The 23,066-nt window shown below is 71.0% G+C and carries 22 protein-coding genes and 1 tRNA gene; 8 read left to right on the forward strand and 15 right to left on the reverse strand.

Annotated features, from left to right (window positions below):
* Positions 1–64: 64 nt before the first annotated feature.
* Genes ACZ4SA_RS20095 through ACZ4SA_RS20110 form a run of 4 tightly spaced genes read right to left on the reverse strand, consistent with a single transcriptional unit; the run spans position 65 to position 3,147 of the window.
* A complete protein-coding gene (locus ACZ4SA_RS20095) occupies positions 65–541 on the reverse strand; it encodes a MarR family winged helix-turn-helix transcriptional regulator (protein ID WP_468276347.1) in 477 nt (158 codons plus the stop codon).
* 2 nt (positions 542–543) lie between these two features.
* A complete protein-coding gene (locus ACZ4SA_RS20100) occupies positions 544–1,320 on the reverse strand; it encodes an energy-coupling factor ABC transporter ATP-binding protein (protein WP_468276212.1) in 777 nt (258 codons plus the stop codon).
* A complete protein-coding gene (cbiQ, locus tag ACZ4SA_RS20105) occupies positions 1,308–2,069 on the reverse strand; it encodes a cobalt ECF transporter T component CbiQ (protein ID WP_468276214.1) in 762 nt (253 codons plus the stop codon). Before cbiQ ends, ACZ4SA_RS20100 begins: the two co-directional genes overlap by 13 nt.
* A gap of 1 nt (position 2,070) precedes the next feature.
* The gene (locus ACZ4SA_RS20110) at positions 2,071–3,147 is read right to left on the reverse strand and encodes an energy-coupling factor ABC transporter permease (protein ID WP_468276216.1); all 1,077 of its coding nucleotides are present in this window, start codon (positions 3,145–3,147) and stop codon (positions 2,071–2,073) included.
* A gap of 162 nt (positions 3,148–3,309) precedes the next feature.
* Here ACZ4SA_RS20110 and ACZ4SA_RS20115 point away from each other — a divergent pair, with 162 nt between their 5' ends.
* Positions 3,310–3,654 carry an SsgA family sporulation/cell division regulator gene (locus tag ACZ4SA_RS20115; protein ID WP_468276218.1) on the forward strand — a complete coding sequence of 115 codons (345 nt, stop codon included), beginning with the start codon at positions 3,310–3,312 and terminating at the stop codon, positions 3,652–3,654.
* Between the two features lie 164 nt (positions 3,655–3,818).
* Here ACZ4SA_RS20115 and ACZ4SA_RS20120 read toward each other — a convergent pair whose 3' ends face one another.
* Together ACZ4SA_RS20120 and ACZ4SA_RS20125 are read right to left on the reverse strand one after the other, a co-directional pair.
* Positions 3,819–5,981, reverse strand: coding sequence for an MMPL family transporter (locus tag ACZ4SA_RS20120; protein WP_468276220.1), 2,163 nt, complete (start codon positions 5,979–5,981; stop codon positions 3,819–3,821).
* Between the two features lie 122 nt (positions 5,982–6,103).
* The gene (locus ACZ4SA_RS20125) at positions 6,104–6,676 is read right to left on the reverse strand and encodes a TetR/AcrR family transcriptional regulator (protein ID WP_468276223.1); all 573 of its coding nucleotides are present in this window, start codon (positions 6,674–6,676) and stop codon (positions 6,104–6,106) included.
* Positions 6,677–6,878: 202 nt separating this feature from the next.
* Between ACZ4SA_RS20125 and ACZ4SA_RS20130 the strand changes: the two genes are divergently transcribed.
* The gene (locus ACZ4SA_RS20130; protein ID WP_468276225.1) at positions 6,879–10,187 is read left to right on the forward strand and encodes a S41 family peptidase; all 3,309 of its coding nucleotides are present in this window, start codon (positions 6,879–6,881) and stop codon (positions 10,185–10,187) included.
* A gap of 113 nt (positions 10,188–10,300) precedes the next feature.
* Here ACZ4SA_RS20130 and ACZ4SA_RS20135 read toward each other — a convergent pair whose 3' ends face one another.
* Entirely contained in the window at positions 10,301–10,927 is a 627-nt protein-coding gene (locus tag ACZ4SA_RS20135; RefSeq protein ID WP_468276350.1) for a MerR family transcriptional regulator, read from the reverse strand.
* Positions 10,928–11,130: 203 nt separating this feature from the next.
* On the opposite strand from ACZ4SA_RS20135, the gene ACZ4SA_RS20140 reads away from it, so the two are divergent.
* The 4 genes from ACZ4SA_RS20140 to ACZ4SA_RS20155 all read left to right on the forward strand — a co-directional run bounded on the left by ACZ4SA_RS20140 (position 11,131) and on the right by ACZ4SA_RS20155 (position 14,883).
* A complete protein-coding gene (locus ACZ4SA_RS20140; RefSeq protein ID WP_468276228.1) occupies positions 11,131–12,735 on the forward strand; it encodes a flavin-containing monooxygenase in 1,605 nt (534 codons plus the stop codon).
* Positions 12,732–13,670, forward strand: coding sequence for an alpha/beta fold hydrolase (locus ACZ4SA_RS20145; RefSeq protein WP_468276230.1), 939 nt, complete (start codon positions 12,732–12,734; stop codon positions 13,668–13,670). The genes ACZ4SA_RS20140 and ACZ4SA_RS20145 overlap by 4 nt, the downstream gene beginning before the upstream one ends.
* Positions 13,667–14,548: an SDR family oxidoreductase gene (locus tag ACZ4SA_RS20150; RefSeq protein WP_468276232.1), complete on the forward strand. Its 882-nt coding sequence runs from the start codon at positions 13,667–13,669 to the stop codon at positions 14,546–14,548. The genes ACZ4SA_RS20145 and ACZ4SA_RS20150 overlap by 4 nt, the downstream gene beginning before the upstream one ends.
* Before the next feature lie 104 nt (positions 14,549–14,652).
* On the forward strand, positions 14,653–14,883 hold the full coding sequence (locus ACZ4SA_RS20155) for a hypothetical protein (RefSeq protein WP_468276235.1): 231 nt from the start codon (positions 14,653–14,655) through the stop codon (positions 14,881–14,883).
* A 237-nt stretch (positions 14,884–15,120) separates the two neighbouring features.
* On the opposite strand, the gene ACZ4SA_RS20160 is transcribed toward ACZ4SA_RS20155, so the two are convergent.
* Positions 15,121–15,918, reverse strand: a complete 798-nt coding sequence (locus ACZ4SA_RS20160) for an exodeoxyribonuclease III (protein ID WP_468276237.1) — start codon at positions 15,916–15,918, stop codon at positions 15,121–15,123.
* A gap of 50 nt (positions 15,919–15,968) precedes the next feature.
* Here ACZ4SA_RS20160 and ACZ4SA_RS20165 point away from each other — a divergent pair, with 50 nt between their 5' ends.
* Both ACZ4SA_RS20165 and ACZ4SA_RS20170 read left to right on the forward strand, forming a co-directional pair.
* Positions 15,969–16,457 (forward strand): GNAT family N-acetyltransferase, encoded by a 489-nt coding sequence (locus tag ACZ4SA_RS20165; RefSeq protein ID WP_468276239.1) that lies wholly within the window; start codon positions 15,969–15,971, stop codon positions 16,455–16,457.
* A gap of 111 nt (positions 16,458–16,568) precedes the next feature.
* Positions 16,569–17,504 carry a trypsin-like serine peptidase gene (locus tag ACZ4SA_RS20170; protein WP_468276242.1) on the forward strand — a complete coding sequence of 312 codons (936 nt, stop codon included), beginning with the start codon at positions 16,569–16,571 and terminating at the stop codon, positions 17,502–17,504.
* Between the two features lie 164 nt (positions 17,505–17,668).
* Here ACZ4SA_RS20170 and ACZ4SA_RS20175 read toward each other — a convergent pair.
* The 7 genes from ACZ4SA_RS20175 to galU all read right to left on the reverse strand — a co-directional run bounded on the left by ACZ4SA_RS20175 (position 17,669) and on the right by galU (position 23,010).
* Positions 17,669–17,742 (reverse strand) — tRNA-Ala (locus ACZ4SA_RS20175).
* 114 nt (positions 17,743–17,856) lie between these two features.
* On the reverse strand, positions 17,857–18,954 hold the full coding sequence (gene sepX / locus ACZ4SA_RS20180; protein ID WP_468276244.1) for a divisome protein SepX/GlpR: 1,098 nt from the start codon (positions 18,952–18,954) through the stop codon (positions 17,857–17,859).
* Positions 18,955–19,089: 135 nt separating this feature from the next.
* Positions 19,090–19,719 (reverse strand): GNAT family N-acetyltransferase, encoded by a 630-nt coding sequence (locus tag ACZ4SA_RS20185; protein WP_468276247.1) that lies wholly within the window; start codon positions 19,717–19,719, stop codon positions 19,090–19,092.
* Positions 19,716–20,222, reverse strand: a complete 507-nt coding sequence (locus tag ACZ4SA_RS20190; protein WP_468276249.1) for a MogA/MoaB family molybdenum cofactor biosynthesis protein — start codon at positions 20,220–20,222, stop codon at positions 19,716–19,718. Before ACZ4SA_RS20190 ends, ACZ4SA_RS20185 begins: the two co-directional genes overlap by 4 nt.
* The gene (moaC, locus tag ACZ4SA_RS20195) at positions 20,219–20,728 is read right to left on the reverse strand and encodes a cyclic pyranopterin monophosphate synthase MoaC (protein WP_468276252.1); all 510 of its coding nucleotides are present in this window, start codon (positions 20,726–20,728) and stop codon (positions 20,219–20,221) included. The genes ACZ4SA_RS20190 and moaC overlap by 4 nt, the downstream gene beginning before the upstream one ends.
* A gap of 72 nt (positions 20,729–20,800) precedes the next feature.
* Positions 20,801–22,102 carry a molybdotransferase-like divisome protein Glp gene (gene glp, locus ACZ4SA_RS20200; RefSeq protein ID WP_468276255.1) on the reverse strand — a complete coding sequence of 434 codons (1,302 nt, stop codon included), beginning with the start codon at positions 22,100–22,102 and terminating at the stop codon, positions 20,801–20,803.
* Positions 22,099–23,010, reverse strand: a complete 912-nt coding sequence (gene galU / locus ACZ4SA_RS20205; RefSeq protein ID WP_468276258.1) for a UTP--glucose-1-phosphate uridylyltransferase GalU — start codon at positions 23,008–23,010, stop codon at positions 22,099–22,101. The genes glp and galU overlap by 4 nt, the downstream gene beginning before the upstream one ends.
* Between the last annotated feature and the right edge of the window lie 56 nt (positions 23,011–23,066).

Raw genomic sequence — 23,066 nt, forward strand, 5'->3', positions numbered from 1 at the left:
GGATTTACATCGCGCACAATGTATCGGAGCGGGCCCGGTCCTCGTTACTGCGGGGTAGCGCTCGTCACTGCGGGGGCGGGGCAGCGCCGTTCGCGGTGTCGGCCAGCCGGTGCAGGTCCGCGCGGAGCCGGGCGATCTCGGCACCCTCCAGGCCGGTGCTGAGCAGCAGTTGGGCGGGCACCTTCTCCGCTCGCTCGCGCATCGCCTCGCCCTCGTGCGTGAGCACCAGCCGCACCGAACGCTCGTCGGCAGCCGAACGCTCCCGCCGCACCAGGCCCGCCGCCTCCAGCCGCTTGAGCAGCGGCGAGACCGTGCCGTAGTCGAGCCGCAGCGCGGAGCCGAGCTCCTTGACGGGGATCTCGCCGCGCTCCCAGAGCACCAGCATCGTCAGATACTGCGGATAGGTCAGGCCCAGCTCGGCGAGCAGCGGCCGGTAGGCGGCCGTGACCGCCCGCTGGGCCGCGTACAGCGCGAAGCACAGCTGGTCGTCGAGGAGCAGTGACGCCGCCGCCCCGCTCCGGTCCTCGTTCCCGCGCCGCATGTTCACGCGCCTATTGTCACCGACCGCGGGTCGAAGCCGAAGGGCAGCTCCAGGCGGTGCGCGCGCATCAGCTCGTCGTCGCCCAGCAGCTCCTGCGTGACGCCGTCCGCGGCGATCACTCCGTCGCTGAGGACCACCGACCGCGGGCACAGCTCCAGCGCGTACGGCAGGTCGTGCGTCACCATCAGGACCGTGACGTCCAACGAGCGCAGGATGTCGGCCAGTTCGCGGCGCGAGGCCGGGTCCAGGTTGGACGAGGGCTCGTCGAGCACCAGGATCTCCGGCTCCATCGCGAGCACGGTGGCGACCGCCACCCGCCGGCGCTGTCCGAAGGAGAGGTGGTGCGGCGGCCGGTCGGCGAAGTCCGCCATGCCGACCCGGGTCAGGGCCGCCGTGACCCGCGCCTCCAGTTCGGCGCCGCGCAGACCCGCGGACGCCGGGCCGAAGGCCACGTCCTCCCGGACCGTCGGCATGAACAGCTGGTCGTCCGGGTCCTGGAAGACGATGCCGACGCGCCGGCGGATCTCCGCCAGGTTCTTCTTGTCGACGGGCAGTCCGGCGACGGCGACCGAGCCGACCCCGCCGGCCAGGATGCCGTTGAGATGGAGGACGAGCGTGGTCTTGCCCGCGCCGTTGGGCCCGAGCAGGGCGACCCGCTCGCCGCGCCCGACCGTCAGATCGACGCCGAACAGGGCCTGGTGTCCGTCGGGGTAGGCGTACGCGAGCCCGCGCACGTCGAGGGAGGGAGGCAGGTCCTGGTTCGGGGTCACAGCGTCCATCCCAGCAGACAGACCGCGAGCGCGGTCACGGGCAGGGCGGCGGCGAACGACCACTGGGCCCGCGTCGCACGCACCTCGTCGAGGACCGGCATCGTGCCGGTGTAGCCTCGGCTGACCATCGCGAGGTGGACCCGCTCGCCGCGCTCGTAGGAGCGGATGAACAGGGCGCCGGCCGACGTGGCCAGAACTCCCCAGTGGCGCACACCGCGCGCCTCGAAGCCCCGGGAGCGCCGGGCGATCGACATCCGGCGCATCTCGTCGGTGATGACGTCGCCGTACCGGATCATGAACGAGGCGATCTGGACCAGCAGCTGCGGCAGACGCAGACGCTGCAGGCCGTTCAGGACGGAGCGCAGCTCGGTCGTCGAGGCGAGGATCACGGACGCCGCGACACCGAGCGTCCCCTTGGCCAGGATGTTCCACGCGCCCCACAGGCCCGGGACGCTCAGCGAAACCCCGAGGAGCTCGGTCCGCTCGCCGGGCACCACGAAGGGCATCAGCAGCGCGAAGGCCACGAACGGGATCTCGATCAGCAGCCGCTTCAGGAGGAAGCCCGCCGGAACGCGGGCCACCGCCGCGACCGCGCAGAGCAGCACCGCGTACAGGGCGAAGGCCCAGACGGCCTCACGCGGCGTGGACACCACGACCAGCACGAAGCCGAGGACGGCGAGCAGCTTGCAGTGCGCGGGCAGCTCGTGGACGGGCGAGTGCCCGTGCCGGTAGAGCTTGTGACTGTGGCCCGCACCCATGTCAGACCGGGCTCTGCACGGATTCGGGCCGGGCGTCCTCGCTGCGGCGGCGGCGCACCACGTAGAACACACCGGTGCCGGCGACGACCGTCGCGCCGACGCCGATCACTCCGGCGAGACCGCCGGAGAGCCGGGTGTCGGTGATGCTCTCGATGCCGTAGTCGGCGAGCGGCGAGTCGGCCGCGGCGTGCTCCTCGACGGTCTTGTCGATGCCCTTGTCAGCGGCGACCTTCTCCAGGCCGTCGGGGTTCGCCGAAGCGTAGAAGGAGACGAAGCCGGCGAGGACGAGGCTGGCCGCGAGGCCCACGAGCCAGAACGTGCGCGGCGAGCGCGCGGCGACCGGCGCCGGTTCGGCTGCCGGGGCGTCGACGAGTTCGCCGCCGACGCGCAGCTTCAGCGGCGTGGACAGGCCGCGGGCGCCGTACACGAGGTCGGGCCGCACGGCGATGACGGCGCCGACGGTCAGCATGGTGATCGCTGCCTCGCCGATGCCGATCAGCGTGTGGACGCCGACCATCGCCGTCAGCACGGAGCCGACCGGGACGTCGGTGAGGCCGCCGACCGCGTAGAGGAGGGTGAAGGCGGCGGCCGCCGCGGGCACCGAGACCAGCGCGGCGACGAAGGACGCGGCGGTCACCGAGCGGCGGGTGCGCGGCAGCACCTTGACCAGTGCGCGGAAGAGCCCATATGCGACGAGGACGCCGACGACGCCCATGACGGTGATGTTGACTCCGAGCGCGGTGAGCCCGCCGTCGGCGAAGAGGATGGCCTGCATCAGCAGGACGACCGCGATGCAGAGCACGCCGGTGAACGGCCCGACGAGGATGGCCGCCAGCGCACCGCCGAGCAGATGACCGCTGGTGCCGGCCGCGACCGGGAAGTTGAGCATCTGCACGGCGAAGACGAACGCGGCGACCAGCCCCGCGAGCGGTGCCGTCCGGTCCGCTCCCGCCAGGGCGGCCGGCGATCCGCCCAGCTCACGGCGGGCGCCGCGCAGGCTGACGGCGACGGCGCCGGCGGCGACGACTCCGGCGGCGACCGAGACGGGCGCGTTGATGAATCCGTCGGGGACATGCATGGAGAGCTCCGCTTCGGACAGATGAATAACCGTTCAATGATAATGGCCTGCTGCACATGACTTGCAAGAGCGCATGAGTCACAACTGAACACGGAGCAGCCCGCCCAAAATCTCAAAATATGGGACATTAGAGACAAAGCGGTTGAGTGTGAGGAGCGGCCGATGACCCACGCCGTCAAAGAGCAAGCCAGAGGCAGGATCGTCACCGATGCGCCTCAGCACCGACCAGTCCGCGTGTTCCTGAGCTACGACCCCGCGGAGGATCCCGGGGCCGTCCGCTTCGCGTTCCCCAGCGGCCAGGAGTGGACCTTCCCCCGCGAGCTCCTCGAGTCGGGGCTGCGTTCCCCCGCCCGGGCGGGCGACATCGGCATCTGGCCGTGCGGCCGGGTCCAGGCCATCCTCGAGTTCCACACCACCGACGGCGTCGCGGTGGTCCAGTTCGACTCGACGACGCTGATCCGGTTCCTGCGCCACACCTACGCCGTGGCCGGTGCCCCGACGGGCTGACAGTCCGGCTGAAAGCCTCAGGCACGCACAGCGGCCGTATCCGCCGGCCCCATGTCCGGTGGATACGGCCTCTGTCGCGCGACGGCCCCCGTCCCCACGGTGCCGTCGCGCCGTCCGGGGGTCGCTCTTCCCGCGGCGCCCGGCGACCGCGGGGCCCCCGAGTATCAGACGCGGACCAGCTCACGCTCCTCGTCCGGGTCGGCGGAGGCGCCGAGTTCCTTGTGCAGCTTCTCGCCCTCCACGTCGACGTTGGGCAGCGCCCGGTCGAGCCAGCGCGGCAGCCACCAGGCCTTGTGGCCCAGCAGGGCCAGTACCGCGGGGACGATGGCCATACGGACCACAAAGGCGTCGAAGAAGACGGCGATCGCGAGACCGAAGCCGATCATCTTGATCATCTGTTCGCTCGAACCGATGAAACCGGAGAACACGGCGATCATGATGACGGCCGCGGCGGCGACCACACGGGCCCCGTGACGGAAGCCGGTGACGATCGCCTCGCCCGGCCGTTCGCCGTGGACGTAGGCCTCCCGCATACGCGTGACCAGGAAGACCTCGTAGTCCATGGCCAGACCGAAGACCACGCCGACCATGAAGATCGGCATCATCGACATGATCGGACCGGTCTGCTCCACGCCGAACAGCGAACCCAGCCAGCCCCACTGGAAGACGGCCACGACCGCGCCGAGCGCGGCGACGACCGAGAGCAGGAAGCCGAGAGCGGCCTTGAGGGGCACGAGCACCGAGCGGAAGACGACCATCAGCAGCAGGAAGGCGAGGCCGACGACGAGCGCCAGGTAGGGCAGCAGCGCGTCGTTCATCTTCTGTGAGAAGTCGATGTTCATCGCGGTCGCGCCGGTGACCAGGACCTCGTCGCCGCTCTTGTCGCGGATGTCGTGGACCAGCTCCTCGGTCGCCCCCGAGGACGGACGGTCCTTCGGGATGACAGTGATCATCGCGGTGTCGCCGGCCTTGTTGAAGGTCGGCGGGGTGACGGCGACGGCGCCGTCGAGGCCCTTGACCGTCTCGACCGTACGGTCCGCGGCGGCCTTGTCCCCGTCGACGACGACCAGCAGCGGGCCGTTGAAGCCGGGACCGAAGCCGTCCGACAGCAGGTCGTACGCCTTGCGCTGCGTTGTGCTGGTGGGCTGGGAACCGTCGTCGGGAAGGCCCACCTCCAGCGAGGCGGCCGGCACGGCGATCGCGCCGAGGCCCACGACGCCTACGAGCAGCACCGCGACCGGGCGGCGCAGCACGAAGCGGGCCCAGCGGGTGCCCGCGTTCGGCTTGTCGGAGACCGGCTTGCCCTTGCGGACCTTGCGGCCGAGGACGCGCTTGCCCGCGAAGCCGAGGAGCGCCGGTATGAGGGTGAGGGCGATCAGGACGGCGATGACGACCGTGCCCGCCGCGGCGAAGCCCATCTTGGTGAGCATCGGGATGTTGACGACGGCGAGCCCGACGAGGGCGATGACGACGGTCAGACCGGCAAAGACCACCGCGGAGCCGGCGGTGCCGACCGCGCGGCCGGCCGCGTCCTCGTGCTCCCGGCCCTCTGCAAGCTCCGCGCGGTAGCGGGAGACGATGAAGAGCGCGTAGTCGATGCCGACCGCGAGGCCGATCATCGTCGCGAGCGTCGCGGTGGTGGAGCCGAGGTCGAGGACGTTCGCCAGCGCGGTGATCGTGGAGATGCCGATGCCGACACCGATGATCGCCGTGAGCAGCGGCAGCCCGGCGGCCACCATCGAACCGAAGGTGATCACCAGGACGATCCCGGCGACGACCACTCCGATGATCTCGCCCGTACCGGTCTCGGGGACCGCCTGCAGCGCGTCACCGCCGATCTCCACCGCGAGGCCCGCTTCGCGCGCCTCGGTGCCGGTCTCCTCCAGCGCCTCGCGGGTGGCCTCGGTCAGCTCCATCGAGTTGACCTTGTAGGTGACCGACACATAGGCCGTGGAGCCGTCCCGGGACACGGCCTTCGTCGTGTACGGGTCGTTGACGGAGGCGATCTGCGTGGAGCCGGCCTTCAGCTCGGAAACGGCCTTGCCCACCTCCGCCTTGGGGCCCGCGTCGGTCATCTTCTCGCCCTCGGGGGCCCTGAAGACGACCCGGGCGGTGGCGCCGTCGGCGCTGCCGCCCGGGAAGCGCTCCTCGAGCAGGTCGAAGGCCTTCTGGGCCTCCGTCCCCGGGATGGAGAAGGACGACGACGTGGCGGTCGACGCGGTGGCGGCGCCGACCCCGGCGAGGGCCAGCAGCGCCACCCACAGCAGGGCGACGAGACGGCGGCGCCGGAAGGCGGACCGTCCCAGCTTGTAGAGAAACGTGGCCACGAGGGCTACTCCCGTGAATGAGGGTGAACAGGGCAAGGGGAGCCGGCCCGACGACGAGAGCGGCGCGCGTCAGGTGCTGTGCTGTGGTGCGGCGGGGAGGGATGTGCCGTGACCCGGGGAGGTCAGACGCCCAGGGCGGGGAGGACCACGGCGTCGAGATAGTGGGTGAGGAAGGCTTGGTCGGGTGTGCGGTTCTCGATCAGTTGCCGGGCTACGAACGCGCCGACCAGCATGTGCGGTACGTACCCCAGCGCGGGGTTGTCCGCGGCGACCTCGCCCCGGTCCACGGCCCGCCGCAGCACCGTGTCGAGCCCGGTGATCTCGGGCTCGATCAGCAGCTCGCGCAGGGCCGCGTGCAGATCGGAGTCGGCGTGCACGGCCTGGGCCAGCCCCCGCATCAGCGCGGAGTCCTTCTCCATCTGACAGTCGTCCGTGCGCCCGATCATGGTGTGGAAGTCGCCGCGGAGGCTGCCGGTGTCGATGTCGCCGACATGCACCGGCTTGTTGTTCCTCAGCGCCGTGGCGACCAGCTGGGGCTTGCTCCGCCACTGGCGGTAGAGCGTGGCCTTGCTGGACCGCGTACGGTTCGCCACGGCGTCCATGGTCAGGGCGTCGTAGCCGACTTCGCGCAACAGGTCGAGCACTGCTTCGTACAGCTCTGCCTCGCGCTCGGGGGTGAGCCGGCCGCGTGTCATGTCGGCCCTCCCGGTCGCAGACAAACGAACGAAACTGTTTCGTACACCTCGACGCTACCCCCATCGCCGGCGAAACGAAACCGTTTCGCTTGTGGTCTCGGTCACGGCTACAGGCCCGTGGCGGCGGTCGTACACAAGATCCGCCCCGATTCACCCGGGCCCACGAGTTGCCGCGCCCCTGCCACGCGGAAAGCATTGGGGGGTGAGTGACGACGTGGCGTATCTCCGGTTCCCGCATCTGCACGACGACTTGCTGTGCTTCGCCGCCGAGGACGACCTGTGGGTCGCGCCCCTGGTGCCCGAGGGGCACCGGCCCGGCCGGGCCTGGCGGATCACCGTCGACCGCACCAGAGTCGGCCACCCGCGCTTCTCGCCCGACGGGCAACACATCGCGTACACGAACTGGCGCAGTCTCGACCCCGAGATCCATCTCGCGCCCGTCGACGGCGGACCCGCGCGCAGGCTCAGCTACTGGGGCTCCACCGACACCCGGGTCTGCGGCTGGACCCCCGACGGCCAGATCCTCGCCGTCTCCTCGCACGGCCAGCCGTTCTCCTACTTCTCCTGGGCCTACAGCGTCCCGACCGACGGCTCCCCCGGCGGCAGGCTCCCCTGGGGCCCGGTCTCCGACATCGCCGTCACCGACGAGTCGGAGGGCCCCTCCCAGGCCGGCGGCACCGGCTGCGAACGCCGGACGCTGCTGCTCACCGGCAAACCGCCCCACGAGCCGGCTGCCTGGAAGCGCTACCGCGGCGGGGCGACCGGGCGGCTGTGGCTGCACGGCGAACGGCTGCTGCCCGACCTGGACGGACACCTGGACTGCCCGATGTTCATCCGCGGCGACGACTCCGCGAGGTGGTCGGAGGACGACGGACGGATCGCGTTCCTCTCCGACCACGAGGGGGTCGGCAACCTCTACTCCTGCCGGCCCGACGGTACCGGCCTGCTGCGCCACACCGACCACGACGCCTTCTACGCCCGGCACGCCTCGAGCGACGGCCGCCGGGTCGTCTACCAGTGCGCGGGCAACCTCTGGATCGTCGACGACCTGTTCTCGCCGGACTCCCGGCCGCGGAAGCTGGACGTACGGCTCGGCGGGCCGCGCGCGGGACGCCGCACCTACCAGGTCCCGGCCGCCAACCACGTGGACGCGATCTCCGTCGACGAGACCGGCCGGGCCAGCGCCGTCAACGTACGCGGCAGCCTCTACTGGCTCACCCACCGCGACGGCCCCGCCCGCACGATCGCGGACACCCCCGGCGTCAGGATCCGGCTGCCGGAGATGCTCGGCAGCGGCGGTCAGGTCGCCTACGTCACGGACGCGGAGGGCGAGGACGCCGTCGAGATCGCGTACCTGCCGCGGGCCTCCGGCGACCGCGAACCGCGCCGGCTCGCCTCGGGAGAGCTGGGACGCGTACTGGAGCTGATCTCCGACAGCGAGGGAGAGCGGATCGCGATCGCCTCGCACGACGGCCGGCTGCTCCTCCTCGACACCACGGACGAGTCCACCGGCGAGGTGACGGAGCTGGTCCGCTCCGCCAACGGGCCCGTACGGGACCTGGCCTTCTCCCCCAACGGGCACTGGCTGACCTGGTCCCATCCCGGCATCGGCCGGTCGCTTCGCCAGATCAGGATGGCCCGTATCGCCGACCGTACGATCGTCGATGTCACCAACGGGCGCTTCGAGGACGAGAATCCGGTCTTCACGCGCGACGGGCGGTATCTCGCCTTCCTCTCGTGGCGCGGTTTCGACCCTGTCTACGACGTGCACACCGGCGACCTGTCCTTCCCGCTGGGCTGCCGCCCCTACCTGGTGCCGCTGTCCTCCGCGACGCCCTCGCCGTTCGCGCTCACGCCGGAGGGCCGGCCGGCCGCAGGCGGCCTCGACCCGCTGGAGGAGTCGCCGGACAGCGCGGTCCTCGTCGAGATCGAGGGCCTGGAGAACCGGGTGACGCCGTTCCCGGTCGCCGCCTCCAAGTACTCCGCGCTGCACCCGGTCGCCGGCGGCGGTCTCGTCTGGCTGCGCTGGCCCATCTCGGGCGCACTGGGCGAGACGTTCGTCAACCCGGCCGACACCTCCGGCAGGCCCACCCTGGAGCACTTCGACATCTCCAAGGCGCGCAAGACCGAACTCGTCGACCACCTCGACAACTTCGCGGTGAGCGGCGACGGCAGCCGACTGGTCGTCGTCGACGAAGGCGACCTGCGTGCCGTACCGGCCACCGAGTCCGGCGACGGGGACTCCACCGTCTACCTCGACCTCCGCCGCATCCAGCACGAGGTGGACCCGGCGTCCGAATGGCGACAGGCCTTCGAGGAGGCGGGCCGCATCGTCCGGGCGTATTTCTGGGAGCCCGACATGTGCGGCATCGACTGGGACGGGGTGCTGGAGCAGTACCGCCCGCTGGTCGAACGGGTCGCCTCCCCCGACGAGTTCGCCGACCTGCTGCGCGAAGTCCTCGGCGAGCTGGGCACCTCGCACGCGTACGTCACCGCGGCGCGCCGCAATGAAGGACCGCCGCACTACCAGCGCGCCATGGGCCTGCTCGGCGCGAACCTGGTGTGCCGGGACGGGAAATGGGTGGTCAACCGGATCCTCCCGGGCGACTCCTCCGACTCCAAGGCCCGCTCCCCGCTCGCCGGCACCGGCATCAGGGAGGGCGCGGTCCTCACACACGTCGACGGCCGGCCGGTGGACCCGGCGGCCGGTCCGTTCCCGATGCTCGCCGCGGCAGGCGGTACGACGGTCGAGCTGACGTTCCTCCCCGGGGAGGGCGAGGCGCGCCCCCGCCGGGTCGCGGTCGTCCCCCTGATCGACGAACGGCCGCTGCGCTACCAGGACTGGGTCGCCAAACGGCGGGCGGTGGTACGGGAGGCGAGCGACGGCAAGTGCGGCTATCTGCACATCCCCGACATGGGCGGCTCCGGCTGGGCGCAGTTCAACCGCGATCTGCGCATGGAGGTCTCGCGCCCCGCGCTCATCGTGGACGTACGCGGCAACGCGGGCGGCCACATCAGCGAGCTCGTCATCGAGAAGCTCACCCGCAAGATCCTCGGCTGGGACCTCACCCGCAACGCACAGCCGGTCTCGTACACCTCCAACGCGCCGCGCGGGCCGGTCGTCGCGATCGCCGACGAGGCGACGTCGTCGGACGGGGACATGATCACGGCGGCGTTCAAGCTGCTCGGCCTGGGCCCGGTGGTCGGCACCCGCACGTGGGGCGGCGTGGTCGGCATGACCGGGCGGCACCGGCTCGGCGACGGCACGGTGATCACGGTCCCGATGAACGCGGCCTGGTTCGACGCGTACGGCTGGTCGATCGAGAACCACGGCGTGGAACCCGACCTGGACGCACTGCGCGCGCCGCTGGACTGGGCGGAGGGACGCCATGTCGGTCTCGACGACGCCATCCAGCTGGCCCTGGACCTGCTGAAGTCGGCGCCGGCGGCAGTGCCGCCGGACTACTCGGAGGCTCCCGACCTCCGCCGGCCGCCACTCCCGCCGCGCTGACGGTTCCAGGGGCGGGCGTCGGGCGTCGGGCCCAGAGCTTCAGGTCCCAGGACCGGCCTTGAGGTCCCCGGGGACGCGACGGGCTCCGGAGCGCCTTTGCGTCCAGCGGTCGTTCAGGCCGGCGGTGGTTCGCGCAGCCGGCGGTCCATCGCCATGGAGAGCTCGGCCTCCACGACGCTCTTCGCGAGCGGGCGGAGCTTCTCCAGCCGGTCGTCGGCACTGTGCTCGGTCAGCATGTCGATGAAGAGCTCGGCCAGGGCATCCGCGTGGGTACGGACCCGGCGGCCCGCCTCCAGGACGGCCGCGAGCGGCACCCCTTCCCGCACCAGCGCGGCCGAGACGTCCAGCAGCCGGCGGCTGATGTGGACGATCTCCTCGCCGTCGGTCGCCAGATAGCCGAGCTCGAGTGCGGTGGCGAGGTTCTCGGGTGTGACCTCGCCCTCGAAGTAGTCGGCGAGTACCTCCGGCGAGAGCCGCACCGGCGTCTCCTCCGTCGGTTCGCCGAGGCCCAGCACCTCGCCGACGTCCCGTCCGCTCTCGAAGGCGGTGGCGAGGTCGGCGATGCCGTTGAGGGTGTGGCCGCGCTCCAGCAGGGCGGCGATCGTACGCAGCCTGGCCAGGTGGTGTTCGCTGTACCAGGCGATCCTGCCCTCGCGGCGGGGTGGCGGTATCAGCCCGCGCTCGCGGTAGAAGCGCAGGGTGCGCACCGTGATCCCGGCCTTCTCGGCCAATTCCGCCATGCGGTACTCGCGCGCTTCCTTCACACCGGAAGCCTATGTTGTACCGCCACACCGGAAGCCTGTCCTGTACCACCGGTAACTTGTCGCGTCCTACCCCTACCGCTCGGTAGGGAGCTGCTCTACCCTCCCAACCATGCCAGTGATTGCTGGCAACATTTCTGTGTTCGGTTCGGGACGTCCGGATGTTCATCGGGAGGCGCGGCATGGGCCGGCAGCACGAGCATGTACGAGTGGCGGTGATCGGATCCGGATTCGGCGGCCTCGGAGCTGCCGTCCGGCTGCGCCGCGAGGGGATCACCGACTTCGTCGTCCTGGAGCGCGCGGACTCCGTCGGCGGCACCTGGCGGGACAACAACTACCCGGGATGCGCCTGCGACGTACCGTCGCACCTGTACTCGTTCTCCTTCGCGCCCAACCCGGACTGGCCCCGCACCTTCTCCGGCCAGGAACACATCCGTGCCTACCTCGAGCACGTCGCCGACACGTTCCGGCTCCGCTCCCATCTGCGCCTCAACCACGAAGTGCTGATGATGCGCTGGGACACCGAGAGCGTGCGCTGGGAGATCGAGACGTCGCAGGGCACACTCACCGCCGATGTCGTCGTCTCCGCGACCGGACCGCTGTCCGACCCGAAGATGCCCGACATCCCGGGGCTCTCCGACTTCCCCGGCAAGGTCTTCCACTCCGCGCGCTGGGACCACGACTACGACCTCCGCGGCAAGCGCGTCGCGATGATCGGCACCGGAGCGTCCGCGATCCAGATCGTGCCCTCGATCCAGCCGGAGGTCGGCAGGCTCACCCTGTTCCAGCGCACGCCGCCGTGGGTCATGCCGCGCATGGACCGCAAGATCTCCGGTGCCGAACGCTGGATGCACCGGCAGCTGCCGTTCACCAGCGCCGCACGGCGCGGCCTGCTGTGGGGCATCCGGGAGCTGCAGGTCCAGGCGTTCACCAAGCGCCCCGGTGAACTGGGCCTGATCGAGCGGCTCGCCAAGGCCAACATGGCCAAGGCGATCAAGGACCCGGCGCTGCGGGCCAAGCTCACGCCCTCGTACCGCATCGGCTGCAAGCGCATCCTGCTCTCCAGCACGTACTACCCGGCGCTCGCCCAGCCCAATGTGGATGTCGTCGCCTCCGGTCTGACCGAGGTGCGTGGCTCGACGGTCGTCGCCGCCGGGGGCACCTCCCGGGCCGGAGGCTCTGGGGGAGGCACGGAGACCGAGGTCGACGCGATCATCTTCGGCACGGGATTCCATGTCACCGACATGCCGATCGCCGATCGGGTGGTCGGGGCGGACGGGATCACACTGGCGGAGGCGTGGAAGGACGGCATGGAGTCGCTGCGCGGCGCGACCGCGGCCGGCTTCCCCAACTGGATGACGATCATCGGACCCAACACCGGGCTCGGCAACTCCTCGATGATCCTGATGATCGAGTCCCAGCTGAACTACATGGCCGACTACATGCGGCAGTTGAACCTGCTCGGTGAAGGCTCGGCCCTCGTGGCCCGCCCCTCATCGGTCCACGCCTGGAACCGCCGCGTGCAGGAACGGATGAAGCGGACCGTGTGGAACACCGGCGGCTGCACCAGCTGGTATCTGGACGCGAACGGCCGCAACACCACCATCTGGCCGGGCACGACGACCGAGTTCCGCAGCGCGACGCGGCATGTGGACCTCGCCGAGTACGAGGTCGTCCGGGCCGACCGTACGAAGCCGGCGCCCGCCGTCGCCGGCACCGGGGCCGCGAAGGCCTCGAAGAACACACCGCCTGCCCCGACCACCAAGAACACGGAGGCCGTCGCATGAGCCGGCTCCTGCACCGCGCCGACGCCGCGCCCGTCGCCGACCGCGAACTGACCGCCGTCTCCGCCGACGGGGCGCGCATCCACGTAGAGGTGCACGGTCCCGACGGGGGTACCTCCCAGGCCGGAGGCTCTGGGGGAGCCCCCACGGTCGTACTCGCACACGGCTGGACCTGCTCCACCCTCTTCTGGGCCGCGCAGATACGGGACCTCGCGGCCGACCACCGCGTCGTCGTCTACGACCAGCGCGGCCACGGCCGCACGCCGGCGGGGGAGGTCGGCACGGAGAAGCTGGCCGACGACCTGGAGGCCGTGCTCGAAGCGGTACTGGCGCCGGGCGAGAAGGCCGTGCTCGCCGGGCACTCCATGGGCGGCATGACGCTGATGGCCGCGTCCGGCCGGCCCGCCTTCCGGGACCACGCGGCCGCCGTCCTGCTGTGCAGCACGGGCAGCGCGCGCCTGGTCGACGAGTCGCTCGTCCTGCCGATGCGGCCGGGGCGCCTGCGCACCAGGCTCACACATCTGATCCTCGGCGCCCGCGCCCCGCTCGGTCCGGTCACACCCGTGTCCCGCAGCATCCTCAAGTACGCCACCATGGGCCCCGGTTCCGCACCGGAGCGGGTCGACGCATGCGCCCGTATCGTCCACGCCTGCCCACGCGCCGCGCGGGTGGCATGGTCGCACGTCCTCGGTGAACTCGACCTGGACAAGGGCGTGCGGGCGCTGGACGCGCCCGCGATCGTGATCGGCGGCACCGCCGACCGGCTCACGCCGTTCGTGCACGCCAGGCGGCTGGCCGCCGAACTGCCCCAGTGCCTCGAACTGGTGGAGCTCGCGGGGATCGGGCACATGACCCCGGTGGAGGCCCCCGAGACCGTCACCGGCAGGATCCGTGAGCTGGTCGACACGTACCTGAACGCCAAGGAGAAGGCCGCATGAGCAGGGTGAGCCTGGAGGGACAGGTCGCGGTCGTCACTGGCGCGGCGCGCGGCGTCGGCGAACTGCTGGCGCGCAAACTGTCCGCGCGGGGCGCGAAGGTGGCGCTGGTCGGCCTCGAGCCCGACGAACTGAAGAAGGTCGCGGCGCGGCTGCACACCGAATGCGACCACTGGCATGCCGACGTCACCGACCACGAGGCGATGACGCGGGTCGCACAGGAGGTGAAGGAGCGCTTCGGCAAGGTCGACGTCGTCGTCGCCAACGCGGGCGTGGCGTCCGGCGGGCCGTTCCTGCACTCGGATCCGGCCGCCTGGCGGCGGGTGATCGAGGTCAATCTGATCGGAAGCGCAGTGACGGGACGGGCGTTCCTGCCCGTACTGCTGGAGAGCCGTGGGTACTTCCTGCAGATCGCGTCGCTCGCCGCGATCACTCCGGCGCCGATGATGACGGCGTACTGCGCGTCGAAGTCGGGCGTGGAGGCGTTCGCGCACAGCCTGCGCGCCGAAGTCGGCTACCGGGGCGTGCGGGTCGGCGTCGGATACCTGTCGTGGACGGACACCGACATGGTGCGCGGCGCCGACCAGGACGACGTCATGCGGGAGTTGAGGCAGCGGCTTCCGTGGCCGTCGAACCGCACGTATCCGCTCGGGCCCGCCGTGGACCGGATCGTCGCCGGCATCGAGCGCCGTTCCTCGCATGTGTACGCGCAGTGGTGGCTGCGGGGCATGCAGTCGGTCCGCGGCTGTCTCCCCGCTGTCATCGGCACGGTGGGGCAGCGCGAGATGCGCCGCTTCGAGCCGCGTCTGGGTAACGTCTCGACGGGCCTCGTGGGGGCCGGAGGGGCCGCTGACGAGGCAGTTCGCACGGAGAGCAACTGAGCGTCACTGATCAAAATGCGTGCTTTCTCCCTGCGTGCAACGCTGGTCGCAGCCCCGGGGGCAGTCGCCCCCGACCTCCACACCCCTCATAGGAGTGACATCTCATGGGCATTTCGGACCAGTTCAAGGACAAGGCGCAGGACCTCGCGGACCAGGCGAAGCAGAAGGCCGGCAAGGGCGACCCGCCGCAGCGCGGGCAGCGCGGCCGCGAAGAGGCCGGCGAGCGCGGCCGTCAGGGCCGTGAGCAGGGCGGCCGCCCCGAGGAGACCGTGCGCGAGCGCGGCCAGGACGCCACGCGCGAGCGTCGCGACAGGCTCGAGGACTACGACGCCTGACGAGGCGCCGTAGCAGGGCTGCGGACGAGGGGCGCACTCGCAACACGGCGGGTGCGCCCTTTCCGTGGGTCGGGGCGGCGGGCCGCCCGCGTGCGGGGACTTCCGCGCGACGGCGCCGAACCGGCCCCAACGACGCGGCGTTCTTACGCCGCTTCGGAGCCTTACGCTTCCTGTGCCTTACGCGCGCCTGCGCCCGACCGCCCGCTGGTGTGCGGGGCTCAGTCCTCCGTGCCGAACTCAGCTCTCGTAGACCGCCGTCACCGGCGCATGGTCCGACCAGCGCTCGCCGTGCGTCGCCGCCCGCTCCACCCACGCCTTCACCGCGCGCTTCGCCAGACCGGCCGTCGCCACCTGGTAGTCGATGCGCCATCCCGTGTCGTTGTCGAAGGCGCGTCCGCGGTAGGACCACCAGGTGTACGGGCCCTCCTGATCGGGATGCAGGGCGCGGACCACGTCCACGTACTGCGCCTCGCCGAAGACGCGGCCGAGCCACTCCCGTTCCTCCGGCAGGAAGCCGGAGTTCTTCTTGTTGCCCTTCCAGTTCTTGAGGTCGGCCTCGCGGTGCGCGATGTTCCAGTCGCCGCAGACGACGACCTCGCGGCCGTCCGCCGCCGCGCGGTCCCGCAGTTCCTTCAGGTACGGCAGGAACTCGCCCATGAAGCGCATCTTCTCGTCCTGCTTGTCCGTGCCCACCTCGCCGGACGGCAGATAGAGGCTCGCGACCGTGACGCCCGGCAGGTCGGCCTCGACGTACCGGCCGCTGCCGTCGAACTCGCTCGAGCCGAATCCGATCCGCACCGCGTCCGGTTCGCGCCGCGTGTAGAGGGAGACGCCGGCGCGGCCCTTCGCCGCGGCCGGGGCATGCACCGTGAACCAGCCGTCGGGGTCGCGCACCTCGGCCGGGAGCTGGTCGGCGGTGGCGCGTACTTCCTGGAGGCAGATCGCGTCGGCGGTGGTCGTGGCCAGCCACTCGACGAAGCCCTTCTTCGCGGCGGCCCGGAGACCGTTCACATTCACGGAGGTCACAGTGAGCATCCCGGCACCTTACCGGCCGGGAGCATTCGCATACACGTACGCTTCTGGGCATGCATGTCAGAACTGTGGGCTTCGACCACCCCGATGCTGTGAAGCTCAACGACCAGGTCCAGCTCGAATACGTGGAGCGTTACGGCGACGGAGACGGCGACGCCACGCCGCTCGACGCCTCGATGTTCGTCCCGCCGAGTGGCCTGTATCTCATCGCGTACGACGCCATGGACCGTCCCGTCGCGTCCGGCGGCTGGCGCGCCCAGGACGCGAACCCGGAGGGGTATTCGGACGGGGACGCCGAGCTGAAGCGCATGTATGTGATCCCCGAGGCGCGCGGTCTGGGCCTCGCCCGCCGCATCCTCGCCGCCCTCGAGGACGACGCCATCGCCGCGGGCCGGACCCGCATGGTCCTGGAGACCGGGGACATGCAGCCGGAGGCGATCGCGCTCTACACCTCCAGCAGCTATCTGCCGTGCGCCAAATTCGGCCACTACCGCGAGTACGAGAGCAGCCTCTGCATGGCCAAGTCTTTGACGCGCCCCTGACATAGTCACGGGTTTCGTGGCACTCTGCCTCACGCACGTCGATCCGCACCGTCCTGTCCCCCCAACCCGCCCGGGTCATCTCACGGGCGGGCACGGCAGAAGGAGACATGCGTGAGACGCCACCGCTTTGCCGCCTCGGTCCTCACCGCCGTCGGCGCCCTGCTCGCCGGGGCACTGTCCGCCACTTCCGCGGACGCCGCCCCCTCCCCCGCACCCCCGTCCTTCGCCCCGAATGCGGCGGCCAAGGGCTTCTGGACCGCCGAACGGATGCGCGGCGCCGAACCGCTCGACCTGGTCCGCGCCACCCCCGGCTCCTTCAGGGCACCCGTCCCGGGCGGCGAGGAGACCGTCGTGGGGCCCACTTCCTTCCCCCAGGCAGGCGGCCCGTGGACGGGGGGCGGCGCGGTGGTGAAGACGTCCGGCCGGGTCTTCTTCACCTTCCAGGGCCGTACGGCCTCCTGCTCCGGCAATTCGGTCACCAGCCAGAACGGCAGCACGGTCATGACCGCCGGCCACTGCGTGAAGTACCAGGGCTCCTGGCACACCAACTGGGTCTTCGTACCCGGCTACGACAACGGCCAGGCCCCGTACGGCCAGTGGAGCGCGACGAAGATCCTCGCCACGGACCAGTGGGCCTCGAACGAAGACATCAACCACGACGTCGGCGCCGCCGTCGTCGCCCCTCTGAACGGCCGGACACTCGCCGAGACGGTCGGAGCACAGGGCCTGAAGTTCAACGGCGGCTACAACAAGCCGATGTACGCCTTCGGCTTCCCGGCGGCCGACCCGTACGACGGCAGCAAACTGATCCACTGCAGCGGCAACAGCTCCAAGGACTTCCTCTTCTCCAAGGACCACAGCCTCGGCTGCAACATGACCGGCGGCTCCAGCGGCGGCCCCTGGTTCGAGTCCTTCGACGAGGCCACCGGCACGGGCCTGCAGACGTCGGTGAACAGCTTCGGCTACACGTTCCTGCCGAACCGCATGTTCGGCCCGTACTTCGGCAACGAGGCGAAGGCGGTCTACGACAAGGCCCAGGTGTCCTGATGCGGTGAGACACCGCCGTCGTACCACCGGTCGAGCAGGAGGGCCCGGGCAACGTTCACCGTCTCGGCTCCAGTTGCAGCGCTCGACTGCTCCGTCGGAGGTGAGAACTCCGGCAACGGCGAGAGCCCCGGTCGGATCAATCCGACCGGGGCTCTCAGCTGCGGTGGACCTGTGGGGATTTGAACCCCAGACCCCCTCGATGCGAACGAGGTGCGCTACCAGACTGCGCCACAGGCCCTTGCAACGAGTGAAACTCTAGCATCCCGATCGGGGTGCTTGGAAATCCGTTCCCCGCAGGTCTCTGCGCAGGTCACGGACACCGCCCGGAGGCGGCGTCACTCCTTGGCCGATGTCACTCGTTGGCCGCGCGCGGACGGTCCTCGTCCGCGTACTGGTCGAAGAGCGGCGTACGGCCGCGGTCGCGGGTGCGACGCTGCTGTGGTGTGCGGCGGCCCGAAGGGGCGTCGGCAGGGGGGCCGGGCGTCTCTCGCTGCGGCGGAACCGGCTCGGCCGTCGAGGAACGGGCCGCGCTCCAGGTCTCCGGGTCGCTGACGTCCACGCTGCTTGAGGCGCGCGGCGCCACCGGAGCGGTGACGTACGTCGGCAGCGGGACCGGAACCGGTTCCCAGCTGTCGCCGGTCGCCGGGCCTCGCTGACGCTGCTGGTCCACCCACTCCGCGTGGTCCGTCTGCTCGACCAGCGCCCGGCGGCCCGCCTCCTGCGGGGAGAGCTTCGGTTCGAGCCCGGGCTCGGCGTGTGCCGTCGGCTCCTCGGCCGACTCGGCCGTCGCCGCCGCCTGGTGGTGGCGAGGACGGTTCTCACGAAGCCGCTGCGCCGCGACTTCCGCGCGCCGCCGGTCCATCGTGAAGGCGAAGCGCCGCCGCTCCTGGGCACGCATCTGCATGATGTAGGCGCTGAGGAGCGCCGCCGGAACGGCCGGTGCCCACAGGAAGCCGAGCCCGCCGACCGCCGCGGCGACCGCGCCAAGGCTGAAGGCGAGGAAGAGGACCGTGGTCGTCCGTCTGCGCCGGGCGAGGACCCTGCTGCGCCGGGCGCGCTCCGCGGCGGCCCGGTCGGGCCGCTGACGCGGTGCGGGGCGCCGGGCCGGGATCCGGCCGGCGGGCCGGTCCTTCGCCTCGGCACCTTCGGGCGCGTCCTGCCGGACTTCGGTTCGGGGCGCGGCGAAGGCCCGGACGTCCACGGAACTCAATCGATCCGTGCCGGCATCCGGGTCCACGTCGTGCTCGGGCTGCTCAGCGGTGCGTTCCCGCAGCTCCCTGGCGTACCGGCGCTCCATTGCCGCTCGTCCGGACAGCAGCCGGATGGCGGTGGAGAAGCGTTCCGTCGGACGGGCTTCGTTCAGCTCGTCCTGCCTGCGGAGCCACATCGGCACCAAGTAGGCGGCCCAGGCCCCGACGATGACTGCGTAGATGAGGCCGCTGCTGCTCACGCAACACACCGTAGAGGGATTTACACAAGGGCATCCGCCAATTGGCCCGGTGTGTCGCACGATCTGGCTGATATCACGGACTTTTTTTGTGATTGTTCAGACCGCTTGAGGCTCGTGGCGATCAATTTCGAACACTTATTTTATTTCTTTGGTCGTTCCGGGTCGTGCCTGGTGCCAGCGGCGGAGCAACCCCTCCGGCACCTCCTCGGCGGTGAGCGCAAAGACGAGATGGTCGCGCCAGGCGCCGTCGATGTGGAGATAGCGGGGCCGCATCCCCTCTTCCCGGAATCCGAGTTTCTCGACGACCCGGCGGCTGGGCCCGTTCTCGGGCCGAATGCAGACCTCGATCCGGTGCAGTCCGACGGCACGGAAGCAATGGTCCACGGCGAGGGCGACAGCCGTCGGCATGACGCCGCGGCCCGCGACGCTCCGGTCGACCCAGTAGCCGACATGGCCCGAGCACATCGAGCCCCAGGTGATTCCTGCCACGGTCAGCTGGCCCACGAGCCTGCCCTGGTACTCGATCACGAACGGCAGCATCCGGCCCGCGCTCGCCTCCGCGCGCAGGTGGCGGACCATCTGCCGGTAGGTCGGACGCTGGATGACCGGCCCTCCGGGCGTGGGCGGCGGGATCGTCGCCTCCCAGGGGCGCAGCCAGTCGCGGTTGCGCCGGTTGACCTCTCGCCAGTTCCGCTGGTCGCGCAGTTTTATCGGGCGGAGGGTGACATCACCGTCCACCAGGACGACCGGCCAGGTGGCACTCATGACGGTCTGGGATGGTCGCCGCCGCGCAGCTGGTCGACGGCGTGGCGAAGGATCTGCTCCAGCACCGCGAGCCCGTCCCGTACACCCCCGGTGGAGCCCGGGAGATTGACGATCAGGGTCCGCCCGGCGACTCCTGCGACGCCTCGCGACAGCACGGCGGTGGGGACCTTCTCGCGCCCGTACGCACGGATCGCCTCGGGAATGCCGGGGACCTCGTGGTCCAGCAGAGCGCGGGTGACGTCGGGGGTGCGGTCGGTGGGCGAGACGCCGGTGCCACCGGTGGTGACGATCACGTCGTACCGCGCCGCGACACCCTCGCGCAGCGCCTCGCCGACCGGGTCGCCGTCGGGGACGATCCGCGGGCCGTCGACGGCGAAACCGAGTGCGGTGAGCTTTTCGGCGACGACCGGACCGCCCTTGTCCTCGTACACCCCGGCCGAGGCGCGGTTGGAGGCCGTGACCACGAGCGCGCGGTACGGGGCCGTGGCGTGGGCGGCGGTCATGCGTGCGCTCCTTCTGCTCCCTCGCGTCCCTCGCGTGTCCAGTCGCCGGACTTGCCGCCCGTCTTCGCCTCGACGCGGATGTCGGTGATGACCGCCGCCTTGTCGACGGCCTTCACCATGTCCACGACGGTGAGGGCGGCGACCGAGACCGCCGTCAGGGCTTCCATCTCCACGCCCGTGCGGTCGGTCGTCTTCACCGTGGCGGCGATCTCGACGGCGTCGTCGGCGACCGACAGGTCGAGCTTCACTCCGGAGACCGCGAGGGGATGACAGAGCGGGATGAGGTCGGGCGTGCGCTTCGCGCCCATGATCCCGGCGATCCGCGCCGTGGCGAGCGCGTCGCCCTTGGGGACGCCCTCGCCGCGGAGCAGTTCCACCACGTGCGCCGAGACCAGGACGCGGCCGGTGGCGCACGCGGTGCGGGCGGTGACGTCCTTCCCGGATACGTCGACCATGCGGGCCGCCCCGGCCTCGTCGATGTGCGTCAGCCTGCCGTGCGTGCTCATGTGCGCCTGTGCTCCCGATCCGGTCCCGTCAGGGCCTGTGTGGTCAGACACGCTACCGCCACAGGGGGCCGGTCAGCCCAGGAGGACCACTGCGACCTCCGCACCGGGCTCCACCGACGTGTCGGCCTCCGGGACGACGATGAGGCAGTCGGCGTGGGCGAGCGCGGCGACGAGGTGGGATCCGGAGCCGCCCACGGGGGTGACGCTGCCGGACTGCGCGTCGTACTTGCCGCGGAGGAACTGGCGCTTGCCGGCCGGGGAAGTCAGCGCCCCGTCGGCCTTGAGCACGGCGCGGGCCGTGGGCCGGTGCACGTCCGGCAGGCCCATCAGCGCCCGGATCGCCGGGCGGACGAACAGCTCGAAGGAGACGTACGACGAGACCGGGTTGCCGGGCAGGGCCAGCAGCGGTGTGCGCTCCGGTCCGATGGAGCCGAAGCCCTGGGGCTTGCCCGGCTGCATGGCGAGCTTGCGGAAGTCGATCCCGCTGCCCGGCTCGTCGTCGTCGCCGACCGACGAGAGCGCCTCCTTGACCACGTCGTACGCGCCGACGCTCACGCCGCCCGTGGTGACCAGCAGATCGGCGCGGATGAGCTGGTCCTCGATGGTGGCGCGCAGGGTCTCCGCGTCGTCGGTGACGGCGCCGACCCGGTAGGCCAGCGCACCGGCGTCCCGTGCGGCGGCGGCGAGCGCGAAGCTGTTGGAGTCGTAGATCCGGCCCTCGGTCAACTCCTCACCGGGCTGGACCAGTTCGCTGCCGGTGGACAGGACGACCACGCGCGGGCGGGGGCGGACCCGGACCGTGCCGCGGCCGATCGCGGCGAGCAGGCCGATCTGCGGCGGCCCGAGAACCGTGCCCGCGGCCAGTGCCAGGTCGCCCGCCTGCACGTCGCTGCCGCGGGCGCGCACATGGGCGCGCTCCGCGACCGGCCGGTGGACACGGACCTCGCCGCTCGCGCCCTCCGGCGCCTCCCCGGCGGGGCGCATCGTCTGCGCCGCTTCCCCGCCGCCGCCGCCGTCGGTCCACTCGACGGGGACCACGGCCTCGGCACCGGGCGGCAGAGGGGCTCCGGTCATGATGCGCGCGGCCTGGCCAAGTTCGACCGTGGGCAGCCCCTCGCTGCCGGCGGCGACGTCGCCGATGACGGTGAGGACGGCGGGGGACTTCTCCGTGGCGCCCGCGACATCGGCGACCCGGACCGCGTAACCGTCCATGGAGCTGTTGTCGAACGGCGGCAGCGCGACCGGGACGGTGACATCCTCCATGAGGACACAGCCCTGCGCGTCGGGCAGCTGCATCTCGATGGGGTCGAGCGGCCGGATCGCGCCGAGGATGTCGTCCAGGTGGTCGTCCACCGACCAGGTCGCACTGCTCACTTGTCCTGCATCTCCTCGGTCACGAAACTGCGAAGCCAGTCCCGGAACTCCGGGCCCAGGTCTTCACGTTCGCATGCGAGTCGGACAATGGCACGCAGATAGTCGCCGCGGTCGCCGGTGTCATAGCGGCGGCCCTTGAAGACCACGCCGTGCACCGGGCCGCCGGCCCGCTCGTTCTCCGCGAGCTTCTGGAGGGCGTCGGTGAGCTGGATCTCGCCGCCGCGGCCCGGCTCGGTCTCGCGCAGTATGCCGAAGACCGCCGGGTCCAGGACGTAGCGGCCGATGATCGCCAGGTTGCTGGGCGCGTCTGCCGGGTCGGGCTTCTCCACCAGGTCGGTGATCTTGACGATGTCGCTCTCGGCGGTGGGTTTCACAGCGGCACAGCCGTAGAGGTGGATCTGGGCCGGGTCGACCTCCATCAGCGCGATGACGCTGCCGCCCTCACGCTCCTGGACCTCGACCATGCGCGCGAGCAGGGGGTCGCGGGGGTCGATCAGGTCGTCGCCGAGGAGGACCGCGAAGGGCTGGTCGCCGACGTGCGGTGCCGCGCACAGCACGGCGTGACCGAGGCCGCGCGGGTCGCCCTGGCGCACGTAGTGCATGGTGGCGAGGTCGCTGGACTCCTGGACCTTGGCGAGCCGTCCGGCGTCGCCCTTGCGGGAGAGCGCCTCCTCGAGCTCGTAGTTGCGGTCGAAGTGGTCTTCGAGAGGGCGCTTGTTCCGGCCCGTGATCATGAGCACGTCGGAGAGGCCGGCCGAGACGGCCTCCTCGACGACGTACTGGATGGCGGGCTTGTCGACCACAGGCAGCATCTCTTTGGGAGTGGCTTTCGTGGCAGGCAGGAACCGGGTACCGAGGCCTGCGGCAGGGATGACAGCCTTGCTGATCCTGGAGTGCGACTGAGTCATGCGCAGCACTTTATCCGCTGAGTATGGGCGGAAGATGATGCTCCGGTTAACTTCAT

It is taken from the genome of Streptomyces sp. NPDC027962 (assembly GCF_055566095.1).